Annotated in this window: 11 protein-coding genes; 2 read left to right on the top strand and 9 right to left on the bottom strand. The window is 75.1% G+C overall.

Annotation, left to right across the window (positions count from 1 at the left end; genetic code table 11):
• Window positions 1–68: 68 nt before the first annotated feature.
• The 3 genes from ACWCYY_RS15120 to mfd all read right to left on the bottom strand — a co-directional run bounded on the left by ACWCYY_RS15120 (window position 69) and on the right by mfd (window position 5882).
• Window positions 69–1556, bottom strand: coding sequence for a protein kinase domain-containing protein (locus ACWCYY_RS15120; protein WP_449796260.1), 1488 nt, complete (start codon window positions 1554–1556; stop codon window positions 69–71).
• Window positions 1553–2059, bottom strand: coding sequence for a hypothetical protein (locus tag ACWCYY_RS15115; protein ID WP_449796259.1), 507 nt, complete (start codon window positions 2057–2059; stop codon window positions 1553–1555). Before ACWCYY_RS15115 ends, ACWCYY_RS15120 begins: the two co-directional genes overlap by 4 nt.
• Window positions 2060–2246: 187 nt before the next feature.
• On the bottom strand, window positions 2247–5882 hold the full coding sequence (mfd, locus tag ACWCYY_RS15110; protein WP_449796258.1) for a transcription-repair coupling factor: 3636 nt from the start codon (window positions 5880–5882) through the stop codon (window positions 2247–2249).
• Between the two features lie 543 nt (window positions 5883–6425).
• Between mfd and ACWCYY_RS15105 the strand changes: the two genes are divergently transcribed.
• Complete coding sequence (locus tag ACWCYY_RS15105; protein ID WP_345281959.1) at window positions 6426–7730, top strand: nucleotide sugar dehydrogenase; 1305 nt, start codon at window positions 6426–6428, stop codon at window positions 7728–7730.
• Between the two features lie 71 nt (window positions 7731–7801).
• Here the strand turns inward: ACWCYY_RS15105 and ACWCYY_RS15100 are convergent, their stop codons facing one another.
• The 3 genes from ACWCYY_RS15100 to ACWCYY_RS15090 all read right to left on the bottom strand — a co-directional run bounded on the left by ACWCYY_RS15100 (window position 7802) and on the right by ACWCYY_RS15090 (window position 13262).
• A complete protein-coding gene (locus tag ACWCYY_RS15100) occupies window positions 7802–9046 on the bottom strand; it encodes a hypothetical protein (RefSeq protein WP_449796257.1) in 1245 nt (414 codons plus the stop codon).
• A 245-nt stretch (window positions 9047–9291) separates the two neighbouring features.
• Complete coding sequence (locus ACWCYY_RS15095) at window positions 9292–12243, bottom strand: SUKH-4 family immunity protein (protein ID WP_449796256.1); 2952 nt, start codon at window positions 12241–12243, stop codon at window positions 9292–9294.
• Window positions 12237–13262, bottom strand: coding sequence for an SMI1/KNR4 family protein (locus ACWCYY_RS15090; protein ID WP_449796255.1), 1026 nt, complete (start codon window positions 13260–13262; stop codon window positions 12237–12239). Before ACWCYY_RS15090 ends, ACWCYY_RS15095 begins: the two co-directional genes overlap by 7 nt.
• A 191-nt stretch (window positions 13263–13453) precedes the next feature.
• Here ACWCYY_RS15090 and ACWCYY_RS15085 point away from each other — a divergent pair, with 191 nt between their 5' ends.
• On the top strand, window positions 13454–14353 hold the full coding sequence (locus ACWCYY_RS15085) for a sigma-70 family RNA polymerase sigma factor (RefSeq protein WP_449796254.1): 900 nt from the start codon (window positions 13454–13456) through the stop codon (window positions 14351–14353).
• Between the two features lie 215 nt (window positions 14354–14568).
• Here ACWCYY_RS15085 and ACWCYY_RS15080 read toward each other — a convergent pair whose 3' ends face one another.
• The 3 genes from ACWCYY_RS15080 to ACWCYY_RS15070 are packed head-to-tail and all read right to left on the bottom strand — an operon-like array spanning window position 14569 to window position 18295.
• Window positions 14569–15663 (bottom strand): DegT/DnrJ/EryC1/StrS family aminotransferase, encoded by a 1095-nt coding sequence (locus ACWCYY_RS15080; protein WP_345281123.1) that lies wholly within the window; start codon window positions 15661–15663, stop codon window positions 14569–14571.
• On the bottom strand, window positions 15660–17171 hold the full coding sequence (locus ACWCYY_RS15075) for an MBL fold metallo-hydrolase (RefSeq protein WP_449796253.1): 1512 nt from the start codon (window positions 17169–17171) through the stop codon (window positions 15660–15662). Before ACWCYY_RS15075 ends, ACWCYY_RS15080 begins: the two co-directional genes overlap by 4 nt.
• Window positions 17168–18295, bottom strand: coding sequence for a DegT/DnrJ/EryC1/StrS family aminotransferase (locus ACWCYY_RS15070; RefSeq protein WP_449796252.1), 1128 nt, complete (start codon window positions 18293–18295; stop codon window positions 17168–17170). The genes ACWCYY_RS15075 and ACWCYY_RS15070 overlap by 4 nt, the downstream gene beginning before the upstream one ends.
• Window positions 18296–18331 lie beyond the last annotated feature (36 nt).

Raw genomic sequence — 18331 nt, 5'->3', positions numbered from 1 at the left:
ACCACCGTGCAGGGGCCCGTCCTTCCGGCAGCGGAGGGGCGGGCCCTTCGCCGTGCCCCGACGGGCCGTCAGCCGGAGGCGTACGGGTTGCCGCGGACCGGGGTGGGCGGCGGGGTCGCCGGGCCGATCGCGGCCAGGTGGGAGCGCAGCCGGAGCACGTCGGGGTGGTGCGGGCCGTAGCTGCGCTCGCGCTCCAGCAGGAGCTCGGTGAACTGCTGCCAGGCGGCCCGGCGTTCCCCCTGGCGGATCAGCAACAGGCCGATCTGCTCCCGGAGTTCGAAGGCGCGCTCGGGCTCCCCCGCCGCCCCGGCCAGCAGCTGCCGGAACTCGGCGAGCGCCTCCGGGTAGCGGCGCTGGGTCTGCAGGGCCCGGGCGTGGATGGTGCGGACGGTGCGCACCAGGGGCGCCGCCTCGCCGAGTTCGGCGCGGGCCCGGGGCAGCAGGCGGCCCGCCAGCTCGGTGACCTCGGCGTAGCGGCGGGCGGCGACCAGGTCGGAGAGCTGGTCGAAGGCGGCCGTCAGGTCCTCGGCGGCGGGCGGCGGCACCGCGACCGAGGGCAGGATGGCGGGGCCACCGGCCGACCGGCCCTCGCCCGTCGGGTCCGCGGCCGGCGCCGGGACCGGGGCGGGAGCGGGCGGCAGCGGCTGGTGCGGGTACCGGTAGGGCGCGGTCGGATCGGGCAGCACCCCTGCGGCGGGCCGGAGTTCGGCCCGGGCCTGCGGAAGCAGCGGCAGCAGCCGGGCGTACACCGCGCGGGTGCCCGGCGGGCGGTCCTCGGGGCGCTTGGCCAGCAGGTCCAGCACCAGGGCCTCCAGCACCACCGGCACCTCGGGCCGCAACTCCCGCAGCGGAGTGGGTGGTTCGTCCACCTGCCGGCGCAGCACCCCGAGCGCGCTGGGCGCCTCGAACGGCGCCCGGCCGGCCAGCATCTCGTGCAGCAGGCAGCCCAGCGCGTAGAGGTCGCTGCGCCGGTCGGCACCGGTCGCGAGGGCCTGCTCCGGTGCCATGTACGCGGGGCTGCCGATCGGCACGCCGGTCAGGGTGAGTCTGGTCGCCGACGGGTCCAGTGCGGTCGCGATGCCGAGGTCCAGCAGCACCACCCGGCCGTCCTCACGGACCATCACATTGCTCGGCTTGAGGTCCCGGTGCACCAGCCCGGCGGTGTGCACCGCCTCCAGCGCACCGCAGAGCTGGGCCGCCACGGCGACCGCCCGCTCCAGCGGGCAGGGGTCCTGAGCGGCGATCAGGTCCGCCAGGCTCAGGCCCGCCACCCGCTGCATCACCAGGTAGAGCTCGCCGTCGTCCTCCCCCGCGTCGAAGACCGTCACCAGGCCCGGGTGGTCGAGCCCGGCGGTCACCCGGCACTCGCGCAGGAACCTGCGGCGCAGCGACGCGTCCGGGTCCGGGCCGTGGCCGAAGCGGGCGGCGCGGAGCAGCTTCACCGCGACCGGCCGCCCCAGGCGTTCGTCCGTCCCGGCCCAGACCTGCCCCATCCCGCCCTGGCCGATCGGCTCCCCGAGCCGGTACCGGCCGCCGACCAGCCGGGCGTCCCTCACGGACGGCCCTCCTGCGCCTGACGGCGCAGCAGCTCACCCAGCTGCTGGAGGTCGTCCTGGGTGGCCGGGCCCGCCTGCGGCTGCGGCTGCGGCCGCGGCGGGTACGAGGGCTGCGGCTGCGGCTGGTACGGGACCACGGGCGGCGGGTACCAGGGTGCCGGGGCGGGTGCCTTCGAGCGCCACTGCTGTTGGGTGTCCATCACCAGGAAGTGCACCGGGCCGCCGAGCCAGAGCGCGAAGAGGGCGAGCCCGCCCGCCAGGTCCAGCCCGCTGGCGACGTCCGGGTCCGGGTCGGTCAGCCCGACCGCGACGTAGACCAGGAGTTGGAGCAGCCCGGCCACCACCGCACCGGCCACGTCCGCCGCCCGCCTGCGCCGCACCGCCAGCACCAAGGACGGCACCATGCCCAGCAGCCCGAGCGACAGCAGCGGCACCAGGGCGAGCAGCACCTTCCCGCCGACCCCGAGCGGGCCGGGGTTGCTGCCGTACTGCTGACCAGCCATGGGTACTCCCGTACGAGCGCCGCCAAAACTCCCGGCACACCGTACCGCCTACGGGATGCGGCGGAAGGTGGTCGTACCGGGGGCGCGAGGAACTGCGCGCTGCGGAAGGACGAGACCCGTGTGCCGGGTACGGAGATCCACTGGCACGTGAACGTCCGTACCCGGCACCCGGGTCAGGGTCTTCCGCCTAGCGGCCCTTCGAGGCACCCGCGAGGTCGTCGAACATGGTGCTCAGGAACTCCCGGCACCAGGCCAGCAGTTCGCGCCCGACCAGGGGCTTGCCGCCGATCCGGCCGGTGGACGGCCGCGGCACCAGGAGCTGCTGCGCCGTCGCCTTGACCTGGCTGCGCGGGTAGAGCCGGTTCAACCGCAGCTGCTGCGACTCCCGCAGCTCGACCGGCCCGAACCGCACGAACTGGCCCTGGAGCGTGATGTCGCCGATGCCGCAGCGCCGCGCGTACAGCCGCAGGGCGGCGACCAGCAGCAGGTTCTCCACCGACTCCGGGAGCTTGCCGTAACGGTCCGTCAGCTCCTCCCGGACCTGGACGATGTCCTCCTCGGAGTTGACCGCCGCGATCGAGCGGTAGGCCTGCAGCCGCAGCCGCTCCCCCGGTGCGTAGTCGTGCGGCACGTGGGCGTCGACCGGCAGCTCGATCTTCACCTCCAGCGGCTCCTCCTCCGGCTCCGCCCCGCCGTTGGCCAGCGAGTCGCGGAACTCGGCCACCGCCTCGCCGACCATCCGCATGTAGAGGTCGAAGCCGACGCCGGCGATGTGGCCGGACTGCTCGCCGCCGAGCAGGTTGCCCGCGCCGCGGATCTCCAGGTCCTTCATGGCGACGTACATGCCGGCGCCCATCTCGGTGTGCTGGGCGATGGTGGCCAGGCGCTCGTGGGCGGTCTCGGTGAGCGGCTTCTCCGGCGGGTAGAGCATGTAGGCGTAGCCGCGCTCGCGGCCGCGGCCGACCCGGCCGCGGAGCTGGTGCAGCTGGGAGAGGCCGAAGGTGTCGCCGCGCTCGACGATCAGGGTGTTGGCGTTGGAGATGTCGATGCCGGACTCCACGATGGTGGTGGAGACCAGGACGTCGAACTCCTTCTCCCAGAAGTCGACCACCACCTTCTCCAGCTGGGTCTCGCCCATCTGCCCGTGCGCGGTGGCGACCCGGGCCTCCGGCACCAGCTCCTTGATCCGGGCGGCCGCCTTGTCGATCGACTCGACCCGGTTGTGGATGTAGAACACCTGGCCCTCGCGCAGGAGTTCACGCCGGATGGCGGCCGAGATCTGCTTCTCGTCGTACGGGCCGACGAAGGTCAGCACCGGGTGGCGCTCCTCCGGCGGGGTGGTGATGGTGGACATCTCCCGGATGCCGGTGACGGCCATCTCCAGGGTGCGCGGGATCGGGGTCGCGGACATGGTGAGCACGTCCACGTTGGCCCGCAGCTTCTTCAGCTGCTCCTTGTGCTCGACGCCGAAGCGCTGCTCCTCGTCGACGATGACCAGCCCGAGGTCCTTGAACTTCGTCTCGTTGGAGAAGAGGCGGTGGGTACCGATCACCACGTCCACCGAGCCCTCGAACAGGCCCTCCAGCACGGCCTTGGCCTCGGAGTCGGTCTGGAAGCGGGAGAGCGCCTTCACGTTCACCGGGAAGTTGGCGTAGCGCTCGGCGAAGGTGGAGAAGTGCTGCTGCACCAGCAGCGTGGTCGGCACCAGCACCGCGACCTGCTTGCCGTCCTGGACGGCCTTGAAGGCGGCCCGCACCGCGATCTCGGTCTTGCCGTAGCCGACGTCGCCGCAGATCAGACGGTCCATCGGGACCGACTTCTCCATGTCCGACTTCACCTCGGCGATGGTGGTGAGCTGGTCCGGGGTCTCCGCGTACGGGAAGGCGTCCTCCAGCTCGCGCTGCCACGGGGTGTCCGGGCCGAAGGTGTGGCCGGGCGCGGCCATCCGGGCCGAGTAGAGCTTGATCAGGTCGGCGGCGATCTCCTTGACCGCCTTCTTGGCCCGCTGCTTGGTCTTGGCCCAGTCCGCGCCGCCGAGCCGGTGCAGGGTGGGCGCCTCGCCACCGACGTACTTGGTGACCTGGTCGAGCTGGTCGGTCGGCACGAACAGCCGGTCGCCGGGGTGGCCCCGCTTCGCGGGGGCGTACTCCAGTACCAGGTACTCGCGGGTGGCGCCCTGGACGGTGCGCTGCACCATCTCCACGTACCGGCCGACGCCGTGCGCCTCGTGCACCACGTAGTCGCCGGCCGCCAGGGCCAGCGGGTCGATCGCGTTGCGGCGGCGGGACGGCATCCGGCGCATGTCCTTGGTGGAGGACTTCTGACCGGACAGGTCGGTCTCGGTGACGACGGTGAGCTTGAGGGCCTCGTCCACGAAGCCGTGCTCGATCGAGCCGCAGGAGACGTACACCACGTCCCGGGTCGGTGCCCCGTCCAGGTCGGCCACCAGCCTGGCCGGGATGCCCTCGCCGCTCAGCACCTCGGCCAGGCGGGAGGCCGGGCCGTGGCCCTCGGTCACCATGACGACCCGCCAGTCGGCGTTCAGCCGCTCCTTGGCGTCGGCGATCGCCCGGGCGGTGTCGCCCCGGTAGGCCTCGACGGCGTGCATGCCGAGGGTCAGCGTGTTGGCGTCGAACTCCAGGATCTCGGTGACGGACGAGTCGCTGGTGGCGAAGGGACTGACGGACCACCAGGGCAGCCCGATCTCCGCCGCGTGCTCCCGGACGTCGGCCAGCGACCAGAGCGAGGCGGCCGAGACGTCGATGCTCGGATCACTGAGCTGGGCGATGTCGATCGGCCGGTCGCCACCGGCGGCCGCGGCCACCCAGGAGGCGTGCAGGAACTCCTGACTGGTCGCCACCAGATCGGCCGCCCGGGTACGGACCCGCTCCGGGTCGCAGACCACCGTGACCGAGCCCTGCGGCAGCACGTCCAGCAGCAGCTCCATGTCGTCCACCAGCACCGGGGCCAGCGACTCCATGCCCTCGACCGCGATGCCCTGGGCGATCTTGTCCAGGATCTCGGCCAACTCCGGGTGCTGCTCCGCCAGTTCGGCCGCGCGGAGCTTGACCTCCTCGGTCAGCAGCAGCTCACGGCAGGGCGGCGCCCAGAGGCCGTGCTCGGCGATCTCCAGCGAGCGCTGGTCGGCGATCTTGAAGAAGCGGATCTCCTCGACCTCGTCGCCCCAGAACTCGATCCGGAGCGGATGCTCCTCGGTCGGCGGGAAGACGTCCAGGATGCCGCCGCGGACGGCGAACTCGCCGCGCTTCTCGACCAGTTCGACCCGGGAGTAGGCGGCGGCCGCGAGCTTGCGGGACACCTCGCCGAGGTCGTGCTGCTCGCCCCGCTGCAGGGCCACCGGCTCCAGCTCGGCCAGCCCCTTCACCTGCGGCTGGAGCACCGAACGGACCGGCGCCACCACCACCTGCACCGGCCCGGCCGCCGGGTCGTCGCCGCGCGGGTGGACGATCCGGCGCAGCACCGCGAGCCGGCGTCCCACCGTGTCCGAGCGCGGCGAGAGCCGCTCGTGCGGCAGGGTCTCCCAGGCCGGGAACTCGGCCACCGCGTCCGGCGGCAGCAGCGAGCGCAGGCTGGCCGCCAGGTCCTCGGCCTCCCGGCCGGTCGCGGTCACCGCCAGCACCGGACGCCCCCGCTCCCCGGCCGCCCCGGCCAGCGAGCGGGCCAGTGCGGCGATCGCGAACGGGCGGGCGGCGGGCGGCCCCACCAGGTCGAGGTGCTGCCGCTGTCCGGCAGCGGCCGCCTCGATCGCCTCGGCGAGGGCGGCGTCGCGGACGACGACGTCGAGCAGTCCGGACAGACTCATGCTTCTCGGCTCCACGGCTGGAGTGCCCGGGCGCCGGAGGACCCCGGCCGGGCAACGCGAACGACCCGGAACGCGGAGCGCCCCGGGGGTCTCCAGACTACGCCGCCACCCGCCCCGCCGCCGTGATCATCGGGCCGGTCGGTCCGTCCGGGCGGACACCCGAACCCGCCCACAGATCACGAACTCGACATATTGCCGACACTGCACGTCCATGGTGGTCGCGCAGCATGGTGTTCGTGCCCGCCGCACCCAACCGTGGGGGATGGCTGTGGCGGCACGGACGCACCTCCGATGGGGGTCGGGAGTGCGTGGCCGGGCGGCCCTGGGTGGGGGCGCCCGTGCCCAATCGCGGGAGCCGTGGTGCCTCTTCCTGGGGGGCGCCGCGGCCCCTGGCGTTTCCGGACCCGTCCCACCCGGTCCCCTCCGTACCACTCTCCGACCACTTTGCCCGAACCCCGGCGCGGCCGGTCGGGGCTCCGTACCCTCTCGTGTGAAGACGGTGTGGGGACACCGTGCGAACCGCAACGGAGGGGGTACTTCGTCATGCGCGTGGTCATCGCGGGCCAGGGCTACGTAGGGCTGCCACTGGCCGTCCGCGCGGCGGAGGTCGGGCACCAGGTGGTCGGGTACGACGTGGACGAGCGGCGGATCAAGCGCCTGGCGCTCGGCGAGTCCTACGTCGAGGACATCCCGGCCGAGCGCCTCCGTCCGCTGCTGGACGACGGGAGCTACCAGCCGACCGCCGACCCGGCCGAGGTCGCGGGGTTCGACGTCGCGGTGATCACCGTGCCGACACCGCTGCGGGACGGCGTCCCGGACCTCTCCTACATCGAGTCCTCGGCCCGGCTGCTGGCGCAGCACCTGCGCCCCGGCGCCACCGTGGTGCTGGAGTCCACCACCTACCCCGGCACCACCGAGGAGCTGCTCGCCCCGATCCTGGAGGAGGGCTCCGGCCTGACGGCCGGTCAGGACTTCCACCTGGGCTACAGCCCGGAGCGGATCGACCCGGGCAACCCGACCTGGAAGCTGGAGAACACCCCCAAGGTGGTCTCCGGCACCTCGCCCGAGGGCCTGGCCGCCGTGGACGCCTTCTACTCGGAGCTGATCGAGCGCACCGTTCCGGTCTCCTCCTGCAAGGAGGCCGAGCTCACCAAGCTGCTGGAGAACACCTTCCGGCACGTCAACATCGCGCTGGTGAACGAGCTCGCGATGTTCGCCCACGACCTCGGCATCGATGTCTGGGAGGCGATCGACGCCGCCTCCACCAAGCCCTTCGGCTACCTGCGCTTCACCCCGGGCCCGGGCGTCGGCGGCCACTGCCTGCCGATCGACCCCTCCTACCTGTCCTGGCGGGTCGAGCGCGCGCTGGGCCAGTCCTTCCGCTTCGTCGAGCTGGCCAACGACGTCAACAGCCACATGCCCGACTACGTGGTCCGCCGCCTCGGCGAGGCCCTGAACGACCGTCACCGCTCGGTCCGCGGCTCCCGGGTGCTGCTGCTCGGCCTGGCGTACAAGAAGAACACCGGCGACGCCCGCGAGACCCCGGCCGCCCGGGTGGCCGAACTGCTGCTGCGGATGGGCGCCGAGGTCCGGGCCGCCGACCCGCACGTGGTCACGGGCGTCCACGTGGCCGAGCCGGTCATCCCCGGCCAGCGGGCCACCGAACCGGAGACCCCGTTCAGCGCGGTCGTCCGGGTCGAGGCCACCCCCGAGGAGCTGGCCGCCGCCGACGCGGTGGTGCTGCTCGCCGACCACGACGACTTCGACTACGAGGCCGTCACCACCCACGCCACGTACGTGCTGGACTGCCGCCGCCGCCTCAGCGGCCCGGCCGTCGAGGTGCTCTGATCCAGCCGGAACGCCGCGGGCCCCGTCCACAGGGTGTGGACGGGGCCCGCGGCGTTCCGGCCGACGGGGCGTCAGCCGCGGCGGATGACCTCGCTCGGGTACTCGTGGCCGTCGTCCACGATCACGATCTTGGGGATGATCCGGGTCTCCGGCTCGGGCGCCGTGGCGGCCTTGGCGGCCGGGGCCTCCGGGGCGGGGACCGGGGCCGGGGCGGCGGCGGCCGGCGGGGCCGGGGGCTTGGGCGGGAGCGGCGCGGCCGGCGGGATGCTCGGCAGCGGGGCGGTCGGGGCCTCCTCGGCCGCCCGGAGCACCTTGGGGGCCGGAGTCGCCGGGGCGGCGGCGGCCGACGGGGCCGGCTGAGCGTCGGCTGCGGCTGCGGCGTCGGCTGCGACTGCGACTGCGGCTGCGGGCTCAGCGGCCGGTGCGGCCGCCTCGATCTGGCCGACGGCGGCACCGGTGAGGGCGGCCAGGGTCTGCTTGATGTGGTCCAGGTGCTGCTGCACCTGCTCGTACTTGGCGGTGAACTCGCGGTGCTCGCGCTCGCTCGCGGCCCGGATCCGCTCGGCCTCCCGGCGGGCCGCCTCGACCAGCGCGTCCGCCTCGGAACGGGCCTTGGCCTCGGCCTGCTTGATCGTGGCCAGCACCGACTCCCGGTGCTGCTCGGCCTCGCTCACCTTGCGCTCGGCGGTGGAGGAGATCTTCGCGTCCTCCGCGTCCGCCTTGGCCTCGACGGCGGCGAAGGTCTCGTCCGCCCGGCGGCGCAGCTCGGCCAGCTTGACCTCCGCGCGCTCCTGCGCCTCGGCGGCCGCCACCCGGACCTTGGCCGCGTCCGCGGTCGCCGAGTCCCGGATCGCCCGCGACTCCCGGTCCGCCGCCGCCCGCAGCTGCTCGGCCTCGGCCCGGGTCCGCTCGTCGGTGCGGCGAGCGGCCGCATCGGCCTCGTTCCGGGTTGCCAGGGCGTGGTCGCGGGCGGCGTTGGCGGCCTTCTGACCGTTCTCGTACGCCTCGTCGCGGGCGTCCTCGGCGGCCTGCTGGGCGGCCTCCCGGACGGCGGTCGCCTCGGAGTCCGCGATGCCCATCAGCTTCACGGCCTGCTCGCTCAGCACCGAGTAGTCCGGCTCCGGGGCGTCCTCGGCGGCCTGCCGGATCTCGGCCAGCCGGCGCTCCATCTCCCGGACGCCGGAGCCCAGCACGCTGAGCTGCTCCCACGCGCTGTCGCGCTCGGCGGTCAGCACGACCATCGCGTGGTCGACCTGCTCGGGGGCGTAGCCCCGGCGGGTGACGATGAAGCCGTGCTGGGAGACTGCGTCGCTCATGGTCTCTTCCCCTGTCGGTGCCGGTGGAGGCAGGCGCGGATAGGACCGTCCTCTTGACCTATTTTGCGCAAGTGGGATCGAAACCCAAACAAGGCCGTGCCGGGGCAGGTGGGTGAGGGCCCCTGCCGGGGGCTCGGGGGCGGGGCCCGCCCGGGCAAGCCGCAGTAGGGCCGACGGGGTCTGCGGGACGGGACGGACGAGGGGCGCGTCAGCCTGTGACGCGCCCCATCATTGGTGAGCGTTCGTTACATCAGGCCGTCCCAGAACTGCTCCAGCAGCACGGACCACCAGGTCTCCGGTCCGGCCAGGGCGGCGGGGTCGACGGCCTGGAGCTGGGCCTGGAAGTCCACCGTCCAGCGGCCCGCCTGATCGGGCGTCAGCCCGTAGCGCAGGCGCCACATCCGCCCGAGCAGCGCGAGCGAGCGGACGAACTCCGGGACGCCGCTGTTGACGAACCGCGGAGCCTCCGCGCCCGGCCGCTCCAGGTCGACGGCGACCACCGCGGCCGTGCCGTACTGCACGCACAGCTGGCGCCCGTAGTCGTTGCCCAGCACCAGGTAGCCGCCGAAGTCCGGGGCGCCCGGCAGGCCGCGTTCGGCGGCCAGCTCGGCGAGGGTCGGGATCGGCCTGCCCTCCTGGGCCTGGGCCCAGAAGAACGGCGCGAAGTCGCGCGGCAGCCCGGCCCACATCAGCATCTGGGCGACCTGCTCGGGCACGCCCTGGCGGGACACCGCGCGCTGCTCGAAGCGGAACACCGCAGGCCCGAAGACCTGGGCCAGCTCGCCGCCCAGCTGTTGCGGATCGGTGGGCGGCAGCGGCACCGCCCCGGCCGGCGGCGAGCCCGCCGGGGGCAGCGGGACGCGGACGGTGCGCGGGCGCTGCGGGCCCGCGGCCAGCTGGTGGAGCTGGTCGAGGTGGTCCAGCAGCACGGCCATGCCGGCCTGGCGGGCCTGGTGGTCGCGGCCGTACGCGGCGGTGTGGCTGATCCGGACGTTCGGCCAGGCCGCGCGGACCATCCGCTGGCAGTAGCCGCCCGGGAGGTCGCAGGGCTCCAGGTCGGTGTGGAGTTCGAGCACCTGGTCCGGGGGCACGTTGAGGCGGCGCAGTTCGGCGAGCACCTTCACCTCGGGGTGCGGGGTGCCCGGTTCGCTGCGCTGCATCACCGTCTGCTCGGAGCCGTCCGGGCCCCGGTAGCGGACCACGGCGCTGCTGCCCGGGCCGACCGAGGGCTGACCGGGGGCGCCCGGGGCCTGCGGGGCCGGAGCCGGGGCCGCGGGTTCGGCGGGGGCGGCGGGGGCCGGGGCGCCGGCCGAGCCGGCGTCCGGGTAGCCGTAGCCGACCGGTGCCGCGCCCGGGAGCGGGCGGGTGCCGGGGGCCGCGCCGCCGACCGCGCCGGGGCCGCCGTCACCGCGCAGCTCGGCCGGCGGCGGCGGGGGCGGGGCGGTCGGGGTCCGGCCCGGGGCCTGACCCGTCGGGCCCGGCGGTACGGGCGGGGCGCCGGGCCCGCGCAGGTCGGCCGGGGGCGGGGGCGGCGGGGCGGTCGGACCGCCCCGTCCGGGGGCGCCCGGTAGTCCGCTCAGGCCGGGGACCTCGGAGGCCAGCAGGGTCGGCGCGTGCGAGGGGTCGCCGACCGGGCCCGCGCCGGGCCCGCCGGGCGGGGGCGCGAGCAGGGTCGGGGCGTCCCCGGCCGGGCGGCCGGACTCCGGCGGCGCGGCGAACACCGGCGGGGCACCGGGCCCGCCGGGCGGCGGGAAGCCACCGGGAGCCTGCGGCGCACCCGCTGACGGACCACCAGGGAACGGAGCCCCGGGCGGCGGGAACGCGCCCGGCACACCCTGCGGAGGCGTCCCGGGGCCGCCCGGCGGCGGGAAACCACCGGGCGGCGGGAACGGACCCGGCGCGCCCTGCGGAGGCGGGAAGCCACCGGGAGCACCGTGCGGCGGCGTCCCGGGACCACCCGGCGGCGGGTACGGCCCACCGGCGTACGGCGGCGGGAAGCCACCAGGAGCACCGTGCGGCGGCGCACCCGCTGACGGACCACCAGGGAACGGAGCCCCGGGCGGCGGGTACGCGCCCGGCACACCCTGCGGAGGCGTCCCGGGACCACCGGGCGGCGGGAAGCCCCCGGGCCCGGGCTGGTAAGGCGCTCCGGGCCCGCCGGGCGGCGGGAAGCCACCGGGAGCCTGCGGCGCACCCGCTGACGGACCACCAGGGAACGGAGCTCCGGGCGGCGGGAACGCGCCCGGCACACCCTGGGGCGGCGGGAAGCCACCCGGTGCACCGTGCGGCGGAGTCCCGGGACCACTGTGCGGCGGAAAGCCCTCGGGCCCGGGCTGGAACGGCGCACCCGGACCACCGGGCGGCGGGAAGCCACCGGGCGGCGGGAACGCACCGGGCTGCTGCCCGGGGGCGGGCTGGGCACCCGCCGCAGGAGCCGCCTGAGCGGCGCCCGGGCCGGCGCCGGGGCCGTCCGCGTGGCCCGGCTCCGCCAGGCCGCCGTTCGGTGCCGCCGGAACCGGGCCCGGCGCGACGGCCGGGTCGAGGGAGCCGCTCAGCGCGAAGGCCAGCGCGGCGTCCAGTCCCTCCGGTTCGGCCGGACCGGCGGACGGTCCGCCCGCCGCGACCGGACCCGCGTCGGCGGCCCCGGGCTCGGGCAGCCCCGTGGCCGGCCCCGCGCCCGCGGCTCCCGCACCGGGCCCGGGCAGCGTGGCGCCCTCACCGGTGGGAGCGTTGCCGGGACCCGGCAGGGTGGTGTCCGCAGCCGCAGCCGCCGAAGCCGCGTCGGGCTCGCCGCCGAGGCGGGCGCGTTCGGCCGCGATGGCCGCCTCCCCCGCCTCCTGGAGCCACTGCGGGGGGCTGAGCAGGAAGGAGGTGGCCTCCACCCGCCCCGGGGCGGGCTTGGCGGCACCGGCCGGGTTGGGTTCGCTCGGGGTGCCGTAGGCGGCCTCGTAGCGGGCGACCACCTCGTTGACGGGGAGGGCCGGCCAGAGGGTGCTGGCGCCGGTCTCGCGGGCGATCACCAGCCGGGGGCCGGGAGCCGAGCCGGGGTCGGCCGACGGGACGTCGGTGGCCTCCTCCGCCCAGCAGACGTAGCCCAGATCGAACTCCCGCACCCGGACCTCGCGTTGCCGCGAGCGCGGCACCCCCGCGTTGATCCAGTCCTCGGCCGTCTCCCGGGCCTGCGCGTAGGTCACCACGCCTGCCGCACCCCTTCCGCACTCACCGGGACGGCGCGCGCGAAGCCGCCGTCCACCATCATCGCCGCCACCGTCTCCAGCTCCTGGGGGCTGCCCGCCAGGCGGAGCAGGAACTCGTCGAAGTCCGCGCCGCAGGGCAGCAGCAGCCGGGCCACCCGCTGCTCGGGCGTCTCGTCCGGGTCGCCGGCGTCCCGGGCGTCGTCGTACGGGCAGAACCAGACCGAGCCGGTCTCCTCGCCGCGCACCTTGAGGGCCAGCAGGCCGCCCTGGAGGTAGGCGACGCCCAGGTAGTCCTTGGTGAGGTGGTCGCGCAGGCACTTGTTGGCGTACACCAGGTCCTGGACGCCGTACTCCTCACTGAGGGTCAGGAACGGCTGGTCCACCAGCAGCCCGAGGCCCACGTCCAGCGCGACGCCGACCGGGGCGCGGCCGCCGGCCAGCTTGAGGAAGTCGCGGTACGCGTCCGGCAGCGGGTGGCCCAGGCGCTGCTCGGCGCGCTGGGCGAGGTCCTCGGTGACGGCCAGCGGGTCGCCGCCGTCCAGCGCGAGCGGGAAGTGCGCCGGACGCTGCTCCTGGAGCGGCCGGGTGCCCCGGCGGTGGTGGTCCGCGCCGGAGTGCGCCAGGCCGCCGTGGTGGCGCAACAGCGCCTTCACCTCGACGGGCACCAGCTCCATCCGCCGCCAGCCGGGCTGCGCGCCGCCGCTGACGTGGTGCCAGGTCCAGCCGGCCGGGGTGGCCACGGCGGTGGGCAGGTCGGCCCAGAGCTCGTGGCCCTGGGTGTAGAGGGCGGCGTTGGCGGAGACGTAGTCGGTGAGCCGCATCTCGTCCACACCGAAGCCCTCCGGCGGGTCCGCCACCTCGGCGGCGGCCGCGGCGTACGGGGAGAAGTCCGGCAGGCCGTTCTCGTCCACCCGCACCCCGGCCGGGTACTTCCCCGCCCTCAACGGGTCGGGAAACTGCACCACCTGCCCCGCGTACGCCCCGTTGGGCGCGGCGGTCCCGGGCCGGCCTGTAGTCATCTGGGTGCCCCCACTGGCTGCTGCGACGGATTGCTGCCCACAGCCTAGGGGTACTCCCCGTCCGGTCCACCAGGTCCGGACGGACTTGACGGACCGTCGACAGGTGCCCCGTCACGGGAGCCGTCCACCTCGGCCCGGTAGGTTCGCGGCGACCACACGCCCATGAGCGAACGGGGGGGGACGCGACACCCATGGACCGGCAACTGGACCTCGTACGGTGCTTCGAGGAGGAGCGCGCGCACCTGCGCGCGGTCGCCTACCGGATGCTCGGCTCGCTGAGCGAGGCCGACGACGCACTCCAGGAGGCCTGGCTGCGGGCCGCCTCCGCCGACACCTCCGAGGTGGAGAACCTCGCCGCCTGGCTGACCACCGTGGTCGGCCGGGTCTGCCTCAACCTGCTGCGCACCCGGCGCACCCGGCGGGAGGACCCGCTGGAGCACGGGCCCGAGGGGCCCGAGGGCCCGGACCGGGCCCTGGAGCGGGGCTCGGGGGCCGACCCCGAGGAGGAGGCCCTGCTGGCCGACTCGGTCGGCCTGGCGCTGCTGGTGGTGCTCGACGCCCTGACGCCCGCGGAGCGGCTGGCCTTCGTCCTGCACGACATGTTCGCGGTCCCGTTCGACGAGATCGCCCCGATGCTGGAGAAGACCCCGGCGGCGGTGCGGCAGCTCGCCAGCCGGGCCCGCCGCCGGGTGCGGGGCGCCGCGCCGGGCCCCGACCCGGACCTGACGCGGCGTCGGCAGGTGGTGGAGGCCTTCCTCGCCGCCACCCGCGGCGGGGACTTCGACGCCCTGCTCGCCCTCCTCCACCCGGACGTGGTGCTCCGGGCCGACCGCATGGTCATCCCGACGCCCGAACCGGTCACCGTCTCCGGGGCCCTCCCGGTGGCGCAGGGGGCGATGGCCGCGATGGCCCGCGCCCGCGCGACCGAGGTCGCCCTGGTGAACGACGCCCTCGCCCTGGTGATGGCCCCCTTCGGCCGCCTCACCGTCGTCCTGCGCTTCGCCTTCGCGGCGGACGGCACCATCGACGCCATCGAGGTCACCGCCGACCCGGCGGTCCTCGCGGGGCTGGAGGTCAGGCTTCCCGACTGACGCCCCGGGGGGGGGGCGGGCGCAGGTGGTTTTGCCTCGCACGGGCGAGGTGGCTGTGCCTCGCAGGGCGAAGGTGGTTGCGCCCCGCAGGGGCGCGGGGAACTGCGCGCGGGGGAACGGCAGCACGTGCAACTGGCCGACGGTGGGTCAGTTGCAGGTGAGCCGCCTCCCGGCCCGCGCAGTTCCTCGCGCCCCCAGCGGTATGACCTCGGTCCCTAGAGGGCCTTGGTCAGGGTCTCCGCGACGTAGGTCTGCTGGTCCTCCGTCAGGTGCGGGTGCAGGGGGAGGCTGAGCAGCTCGCGGGCGGCCCGTTCGGCGACCGGGAAGTCGCCCTCGCGGTGGCCGAGGTCGGCGAAGGCGGGCTGGAGGTGGACCGGGGCGGGGTAGTGGATCCCGGCGCCGATGCCGGCCGCGTTCAGGGCGGCGAGCACCTCGTCCCGGCGGCCCCCGGCGATCCGGACGGCGTAGAGGTGCCAGACGTGCTCGTTGCCCGGCAGGGTCTTCGGCAGCGTCACCCCGCCCAACTCGCCGAGCAGCGCGTCGTAGCGGGCCGCCGCCGCGCGGCGGGCCTCGTTCCAGGCCGGGAGCCGCCGCAGCTTGGCCCGCAGCACCACCGCCTGGATGGTGTCCATCCGGGAGTTGAAGCCGAAGCGCTCGTGCACGTACTTGCGGCTGGACCCGTGGTCACCGATCTCCCGGACCGCGGCGGCGAGTTCGGCCGAGTCGGTGACCACGGCACCGGCGTCGCCGTAGGCGCCGAGGTTCTTGCCGGGGTAGAAGCTGGTGGCGGCGAGCACGCCCCAGGAGCCGGAGACCCGGCCGTGCCGGGTGGCCCCCTGGGACTGGGCGCCGTCCTCCACCACCGGGCGGCCGTCGGCGAGCTCCAGGATCCGCTCCATCGGCGCCAGCTGCCCGTTCAGGTGGACCGGCAGGTAGGCCTCGGCCCCGACCTCCGCCGCCCGCTCCGGGTCGATCAGCAGGTGCTCGGGGTCGGCGTCCACCAGCACCGGCCGCATCCCGGCCCGGACCACCGCCTCGGCGCTGGCGACGAAGGTGTTGGCGGGGATCACCACCCGGGCGCCGGGCGGGAGTTCGAGCGCCCGCAGGGCCATCTCGATGGCGTCGGTGCCGTTCGCGGCGCCGATCGCGTGGGCGACGCCGGAGTAGGCCGCGTACTCGGCCTCGAAGGCGGCCACGTCCGGCCCCTTGATGTAGGCCCCGGAGGCGAGCACCCGGTCGATGCCCTCCCGGACCTCCTCGGCTACCTCGGCGTGGGCGGCTTGCAGGTCCACCAGCGGGATCGGGTTCATCGGACTGGCCCTTCCAGGGTCGGTTCGAGCAGGGGGTCAACAGGGGCTGCGGCGGGTTCCACGCGCAGCGGGAGGGTGCCGCCGGAGAGGCAGCGGCCGGTGCGGGCGTCCCAGCGCCAGTGGTGGCGGGGGCACTCGATCACGCCGTCGGCGACCTCGGCGTGGGCCAGGTCCTCCCCGGCGTGCGGGCAGTACCGCTGGAAGCGCAGGCCGTCCCGCTCCACCACGGCATCCCCGGCCCCGCTCCGTTCGTGGACCAACTGCCGGGTCTGGGCGGGCTGGTGGCCGTAGCGGAGCAGGCTGAGCAGGGTCAGGTCGAAGACGTCCGGGTCGCGGTGCAGGGAGAGCCGCATGGAGAGCAGCGCCTCCTCCCAGCCGGTCCGGCCGTCCAGCACGGCCCGCAGCGCCCGGGGCGGGACCCGGATGGTGTAGCCGGGGTCGACCGGCTCGTCCTCAAGCTCGACCCGTTCGGCGAGCTCGCCCAGGCGCACGCCCCAGGCCGCTCCGTCGGCCTCCAGCCGCAGGCCCTGGCGGTAGCCGTCCAGCAGTGGGCGGTTGAGCCGCTGGAGCCGGTCGAAGTGCGCCGCCACCTCGGCCGCGCGGATCACCGGCTCCGGGCCCCGGTGGTACGCCTCCCACTCGTCGCGGCGGCGCTCCCGGTAGGCGTCCAGGTAACCCTGCTGGTCGGTGGCCCAACTCCCGGGCACCGAGGGGGCGTCCACGGTGTCGCCGGGTGCGGTGCGGATCACCTCGACCCCGGGGCAGGCTGCGGCGAACTCCCCGGCCACGTCCTCCCAGTGCGGGAAGATGGTGGCCGCCCGGTCGTTGAACCGGTCCAGCTCCGGGTCGAGGAAGCAGGCAGGACCGGCCGAGGGCAGGTAGGCCCGGGCGCCGGTCAGCCGGACCTTGCGCACCAGGGTGTCCAGCAGGTCCGCCCGGACGGCCGCGGTCTTGCGGGCCATCTCCTCCGGCGGGTAGCCGTAGGCGTTCGGGTACCACATGGCGCCCGAGTACTGGGCCGCCAGCAGGTCGATGCCGGTGGGCAGTTCGGACAGCGGGGTGTTGCAGTCGTTCAGGTCCAGGAAGCGGTACCCGCCGAGGTCCAGCAGCAGGCCGCTGTCCTCCTTGTGACTGGTGTCCAGGTACGCGGTGGCCACCGCGTCCGGCCCCAGCCGGTGCGACTCCCGGTGCCCGAGCAGCACCTGCTGCCCGAACCCCATCCGGGCCAGCCGGCGGCGCAGCGACTGCGAGCGGTACCGGGGCACCAGCACCGTCACCTCGCGGGAGAGCTGCGCCAGCAGCCGCTCGTCGAAGTGGTCCTCGTGGGTGTGCGAGACGTACAGGTAGTCGTACCGGCCGCCCACCACCTCGGGCAGCAGCGGCCGGTTGTCGGGGTACGGGAACCAGGCGTCCAGGAACGCCGGGTGGAACCACGGGTCGATCAGGATCCGCAGCCCGGCGTGCTCGACCACGAAGCCCGCGTGGCCGAGGTGCCTGATCACCGTCACCCGACGATCTCCAACAGGGCCGCGACGACGGTGTCCTGCTGCTCCTCGGTCAGCGTGTGGTAGAGCGGTAGGATCAGCGAACGGCCGGTCAGCAGCTCGGTGTTGGGCAGCTCCACCCGGGCCGCCCCCTTGTACGGCAGCTCCAGGTGGGCCGCCATGATCCCGCGCCGGGCCGAGATCCCCTTCTCCGCCAGCCGGGCCAGCACCTCGGTGCGGTCCGGGGCGTCCTCGGGCAGCAGCAGCCAGCAGGCCTGGAAGTTGGAGCTGCCGTGCGGCGGGTCCGCCACCAGGCGCTCGCCGAGCGGGCCGAGCAGCTCCCGGTAGCGGGCCGCCAGTTCGCGGCGCCGGGCGACCAGCGCCGGCAGCTTCCCGAGCTGCACCAGGCCGATCGCGGCCTGGATGTCGGTCATCCGGAAGTTGTAGCCGACCTCGTCGTACGTCTCCACCACACTGGCCCCGCCGCTGGCGGCGTGCCGGTCGGCGGCCGAGACGCTCATCCCGTGCTCGCGCAACCGCCGCAGCCGGGCGGCGAGTTCGCCGTCCTGGCAGGTGACCATGCCGCCCTCGCCGGTGGTCAGCAGCTTGCGCGGGTGGAAGGAGTACGCGGCGATCGCCGCACCGCTGCCCACCGGGCGGCCGTTCAGCAGCGAGCCCGCGCCGCAGGCGGCGTCCTCGACCACGGTGATCCCGCGGCCCGCGACCAGCGCCTCGATCGCGGGCAGGTCCACCGGGACGCCGCCCTGGTCCACCACGATCACGGCCTTGGTGCGGTCGGTGAGCAGCGGCTCCACCGTCTGCGGCGTGAGGTTCCCCGAGGAGAGCTCCACGTCGGCGAAGACCGGGACGGCACCGAGGTAGGTGACGGCGTTGGCGGTCGCGATGAACGAGAAGGACGGGACCACCACCTCGTCGCCCGGGCCCACCCCGGCCCCGATCAGGGCGAGTTGGAGGGCGGTGGTGCAAGAGGAGACGGCGACCGCGTGCGGCACGCCGAGGTACTCGGCGAACGCCCGCTCGAACTCCGCCACCCGCGGCCCTTGGGCCACCCAGCCCGAGCGCACCGCATCGGCGGCCGCCAGGGCTTCTTCTTCACCGAGCCAGGGGATCATCACGGGGATGGTCATGTGGACGAACTCCGTTACACCGGGGGCGCGAGGAAC

The organism is Kitasatospora sp. NPDC001664 (assembly GCF_053596675.1).
Note: the sequence above shows the minus strand (reverse complement) of the source record. Positions and strands in the feature narration are given on the sequence as shown.

Excerpts from the sequence above, each read along its gene's own strand:
- ACWCYY_RS15100 (WP_449796257.1), bottom strand. The coding sequence starts at position 9,046 with ATGAGCGACGCAGTCTCCCAGCACGGCTTCATCGTCACCCGCCGGGGC.
- ACWCYY_RS15105 (WP_345281959.1), top strand. The coding sequence starts at position 6,426 with ATGCGCGTGGTCATCGCGGGCCAGGGCTACGTAGGGCTGCCACTGGCC.
- mfd (WP_449796258.1), bottom strand. The coding sequence starts at position 5,882 with ATGAGTCTGTCCGGACTGCTCGACGTCGTCGTCCGCGACGCCGCCCTC.
- ACWCYY_RS15080 (WP_345281123.1), bottom strand. The coding sequence starts at position 15,663 with ATGAACCCGATCCCGCTGGTGGACCTGCAAGCCGCCCACGCCGAGGTA.
- ACWCYY_RS15090 (WP_449796255.1), bottom strand. The coding sequence starts at position 13,262 with ATGACTACAGGCCGGCCCGGGACCGCCGCGCCCAACGGGGCGTACGCG.
- ACWCYY_RS15085 (WP_449796254.1), top strand. The coding sequence starts at position 13,454 with ATGGACCGGCAACTGGACCTCGTACGGTGCTTCGAGGAGGAGCGCGCG.
- ACWCYY_RS15070 (WP_449796252.1), bottom strand. The coding sequence starts at position 18,295 with ATGACCATCCCCGTGATGATCCCCTGGCTCGGTGAAGAAGAAGCCCTG.
- ACWCYY_RS15115 (WP_449796259.1), bottom strand. The coding sequence starts at position 2,059 with ATGGCTGGTCAGCAGTACGGCAGCAACCCCGGCCCGCTCGGGGTCGGC.